Annotated in this window: 3 protein-coding genes and 2 pseudogenes; all 5 read right to left on the minus strand. The window is 58.5% G+C overall.

All coding sequences use genetic code 11. The annotated features are described in order from the left end of the window. Window positions 1-636: pseudogene (thrB, locus tag VU18_RS12910) on the minus strand (homoserine kinase); the annotation flags it as partial. Window position 637: 1 nt separating this feature from the next. Further along, window positions 638-853, minus strand: a pseudogene (locus VU18_RS20440) (homoserine kinase); the annotation flags it as partial. Then, complete coding sequence (gene thrC / locus VU18_RS12915) at window positions 850-1,911, minus strand: threonine synthase (protein WP_011232433.1); 1,062 nt, start codon at window positions 1,909-1,911, stop codon at window positions 850-852. The gene thrC and the pseudogene VU18_RS20440, both read right to left, overlap by 4 nt. Further along, entirely contained in the window at window positions 1,911-3,209 is a 1,299-nt protein-coding gene (locus tag VU18_RS12920) for a homoserine dehydrogenase (protein ID WP_011232434.1), read from the minus strand. The genes thrC and VU18_RS12920 overlap by 1 nt, the downstream gene beginning before the upstream one ends. Before the next feature lie 92 nt (window positions 3,210-3,301). Beyond that, window positions 3,302-4,276: a D-glycerate dehydrogenase gene (locus VU18_RS12925; RefSeq protein ID WP_011232435.1), complete on the minus strand. Its 975-nt coding sequence runs from the start codon at window positions 4,274-4,276 to the stop codon at window positions 3,302-3,304. Window positions 4,277-4,557: the final 281 nt, after the last annotated feature.

A 4,557-nucleotide genomic window follows, 5' to 3' on the forward strand; every position in this document is an offset into this window, starting at 1 on the left:
TTTCGCACGTCGGAAAATGCGGGCGCAGCCGGCGCGCGAGCCGCTCTCCTTGGCCCGGTTCGGCAAAGACGAGCACCGTCGGCCCCGCTCCGCTCAGCGCCGCACCGATCGCTCCGTATTCAAGAGCGAGCGCCTCCGCCCGCTCGAGTTCCGGAACGAGCTGTCTCCGATACGGCTGATGGAACAGATCGGCGGCCATCATCCGGCCGGCAAGCTCCCAGTTTTTCGTGAGCAACGCGGCGACGAGAACGTTGCTGACGGCGCTCGCCTCGACCGCCCGCTCTCTCGGCCATTGTTCCGGCAGCTGCCCGCGCGCTTTTTTCGTTTCTAGTTCATACTCCGGAATAATAGCGACAAGCTCCACATCCAATTGTGGAATATGGACGACATCCACGCCCGCCTCGCGGCAGCAGCCGATGACAAGCCCCCCGTACAACGAGGCGCCGACATTGTCCGGATGTCCTTCGTATCGGGTCGCCAATTCCATCTTTTGCTCGCGCGGCAACTGAAGCCCAAGCAGCGCGTCGGCGAGCTCAATGCCGGCGACGACCGCCGCCGCGCTGCTCCCGAGCCCGCGCGTAAACGGAATGTCGCTGTACACATCGACTGCACAGCTCGGCAGCCGGCGGCCGTAAANGTCCGCCGTCTCCGCCGCCACTTGATACACCAAATTGTCCGTCCCGCGCGGAATGCCGCTCACTTCCGCCGTTTTCGGCGCAAACGACCACGCATCCGCCAAGCGGACGTCAAGCGTCAAATAGCGATTGATCGCGAGCCCGATCGAGTCAAACCCGGGCCCTAGGTTCGCCGTGCTTCCCGGCACGACGATCTTCAACATCTCGTCTTCTTTCATGCCCGGACAACCCCTTGCAAATGCTCCAAGACAACTTGTTCATCGTTCGGCAGCACGATCGGTTCGATCGCCGCGGTCTCCAAGGCGATGGCCGGGTCTTTCAATCCGTTGCCAGTGAGAACCGCGACGACGAGGCTGCCGCGTTCGATTTCGTTCCGTTCGCGCTGCTTGATCACCCCGGCGATCGCCGCGCATGACGCCGGTTCGGCAAAAATGCCTTCCGTCCGGGCGAGCCGCTTGTAGGCGGCCAAAATTTCTGCGTCGCTCACCTCATCAATTTTCCCGCGCGACTCGCTCGCCGCCTCGACCGCTTTGTCCCAGCTCGCCGGATTGCCGATGCGGATCGCGGTCGCCACCGTCTCCGGCTGTTCAATCACCCGGTTGCGGACGATCGCCGCCGCTCCTTCCGCTTCAAAGCCGCGCATTTGCGGCAAGCCCGTTCCTTTCGCTTCATGGTACTCCTTAAACCCTTTCCAATAGGCGGTGATGTTGCCGGCGTTGCCGACTGGAATGGCGAGCACGTCCGGGGCGCGCCCAAGCTGGTCGCACACTTCAAACGCCGCCGTTTTTTGCCCTTCGATCCGGTACGGATTGACCGAGTTGACGAGCGTAATCGGCGCCGTTTCGCTCAACCGGCGCACCATCTTCAGCGCCTCGTCAAAGTTGCCGTCAATCGCAAAAATTTCCGCGCCGTACATGGCGGCTTGCGCCAACTTGCCGAGGGCGATCTTGCCGTTCGGAACGACGACGAGGCAGCGCATGCCGGCGCGCGCCGCGTAGGCGGCCGCTGAAGCCGATGTATTGCCGGTTGAGGCGCAGATGATCGTATGGCTTCCTTCCTCTTTCGCCTTGGCCACCGCCATCACCATGCCGCGGTCTTTAAACGAACCGGTCGGGTTCGCCCCTTCGACCTTGACATAGAGCGCAATGCCGAGCTCCTCCGACAAGCGCGGCAGCGGGATGAGCGGCGTATTCCCTTCGCAAAGCGACAGCCTCGGCGTCGCCGCAGAGAGCGGCAAAAAATCGCCGTAGGCGTCAAGCAGCCCTTTCCATGCCATTACCGTTTCTCTCCTTCCACTCGATACGAGCTTTGCACCCGTTCGACGATTTCCAAATCGCCGAGCTGCTGCAAAATGTCTTCGTAGTCTTGCTGTGAGGCGTCATGCGTAACGATGACGATTTCCGCTAGGCCATCCTCTTTCAGCGGCAATTGCAAAATTTTCTCAAAGCTCACCCCGCGCTCGGAAAACAGCGTCGTAATTTTGGCAAACGCGCCGACCTGGTCTTTGACATGAATGCGCAAAAAGTATTTCGAGAAAATTTCCGCCGGCGTCTTCAACTGCTTTTCATATTGCGGCGCGACGGCATAGCGGCCGTTGACGCCAAGGCGCATATTTTTCATCACCGCGACCAAGTCGGAGACAACCGCCGTCGCCGTCGGCAAGCTCCCGGCCCCCGGCCCGTAAAACATCGTCTCTCCGACCGCTTCGCCGTATACGTACACCGCATTGTATTCGTTGTGCACGGACGCCAACGGATGCGAATCCGGCAAAAACGTCGGCTGGACGCTCACCTCGACCTTCTGCCCGTCGCGCTGGGCGATGCCGATCAATTTCATCGTGTAGCCGAGCCGCTTCCCGTAGTTCAAGTCTTCCTCCGTCACTTGAGTGATGCCTTTCACTTGCACATCGTCCAAGTCGATGTCCATGGAAAAGCCAAGGCGGGCCAAAATCGCCATTTTCCGCGCCGCATCCAGCCCTTCGACGTCTGACGTCGGATCGGCTTCCGCAAACCCGAGCGCCTGCGCTTCAGCGAGCACGTCCTCATAGGAAGCGCCGTTTTGCGACATTTTCGTCAAAATGTAGTTCGTCGTCCCGTTCACAATGCCCATGAGCTTCGTAATCCGGTCCGACGCCAAGCCGTCAACCAAGCTGCGCAAAATCGGAATGCCGCCGGCGACGCTCGCTTCATAAAACAAATCGCAGCGGTATTCCGCCGCCACCCGAAGCAGCTCCGACCCGTAGACGGCCATTAAGTCTTTATTGGCGGTCACGACATGCTTCCCTTGGCGCAGCGCCCGCAATAGCAGCTCTTTTGTCTCCTCAATGCCGCCCATCACTTCGATGATGACATCAATGTCTGGATCGTCAATCACCTCAGCCGCACTCGTCGTAAGGAGCGACGGGTCAACGGCGACATCACGCGGTTTCTGTACATCCCGGACAAGGATTTTTTTCACCTTCACCGGGCACCCGACTTGATGCATCAACTTTTCCTGATGGTTTTCAATAATTTTGACCACGCCGCTCCCGACCGTTCCTAATCCTAACAATCCGACCAAAATTGGTTTTTCCATGATTCCCGCCCCTTCTGTTTACGTACAGTAGACATTTGTATTTTTATAGTAGACATTATAAAAGACGATCGGCCATTTGGCAATGAAAATTTTTATGAGATCCGATTCACAGGCGTCAGCGGCGGCCGTCCTTCGAGCACGGCGATGATATTGTCGCGCGCCAATGTCATCATGGCGCGCCGCGTTTCGTACGTGGCGCTGCCGATATGCGGCAAGGCGACGACGTTCGGAAGCGAAACGAGCGGATGATCGGCCGCGACCGGCTCGTGTTCAAATACATCCAATCCCGCCGCGGCGATCTCCCCGCCGACCAGCGCCTCATACAACGCCTGTTCATCGACGACCGCTCCGCGCGCCGCGTTAATGAAAATCGCGGACTTCTTCATTTGCCGGAACGCCTCGCGGTTGAACAAATGGCGCGTCTCGGAGGTGAGCGGCGTCAAGCAGACGACAAAATCGCTCTCTGAAAGCAAGTCGGCGAACGGACGATAGACGGCGCCAAGCTTCTCTTCCGCCTCCGGACGGCGGGAGCGGTTGTAATACAGAATGTTCATGTCAAACCCCTTCGCCCGTTTCGCCACTGCCTGGCCGATGTTCCCCATGCCGACGATGCCGATCGTTTTATGATGGACATCGGCGCCCGCAAGCAAAAACGGACTCCAGCTTTTCCATTTCCCTTCTTTCAAAAACATAGCCGCTTCGACAAGGCGGCGGGCGGTGGCCAATAAAAGCGCAAACGTCAAATCGGCCGTCGTATCGGTCAATACATCGGGTGTATTGCAAACGAGAATGCCTCGATGGGCCGCCGCCGCTACATCAATGTTATCGTAGCCGACGCCCATATTGGCGACGACTCGGAGCGCCGAACCGGCGGACAAGACGTCTTCATCGATCGGATCAGACACCATCGGCAAGATGGCCGTCGCCCGTTTCGCCTTTTCCACGAGCACATCGTGTGGCACGGCCATATCTTCATGGGGCCACATCTCTACTTCAGCGATGGCCAAAAGCGGCGCGACCACGTCCTCGGGCAATTTTCGCGTAATGAATACATACGGCTTCGTCATGGTGCAGCCTCCCGCATCGTTTTTTCTAAATCTTATCACAACTTTGGCCGAAAAAAAACGGGAAGTTGTCCTTAGGGTTTAACGGCAGGGAAGCGGTCGTTTTTTCGTTTAGGCCAAAAAAAGCGGGAAGCTGTCTTCCCTGCGTTACGCCGGCGGCAGCCACTCGACCGCCGGCAGGCGGATGCGGTTCGAGATGCCGGCGATCTTGGCAAACGCGGCCAAAAATCGTTCATATTCATGCGATCGATCGAGCAAGCGCCGCAACTCCCCCTCCCGCCTTG

The sequence above is a fragment of the Geobacillus sp. ZGt-1 genome (genome assembly GCF_001026865.1).
Lineage (GTDB): Bacteria > Bacillota > Bacilli > Bacillales > Anoxybacillaceae > Geobacillus > Geobacillus thermoleovorans.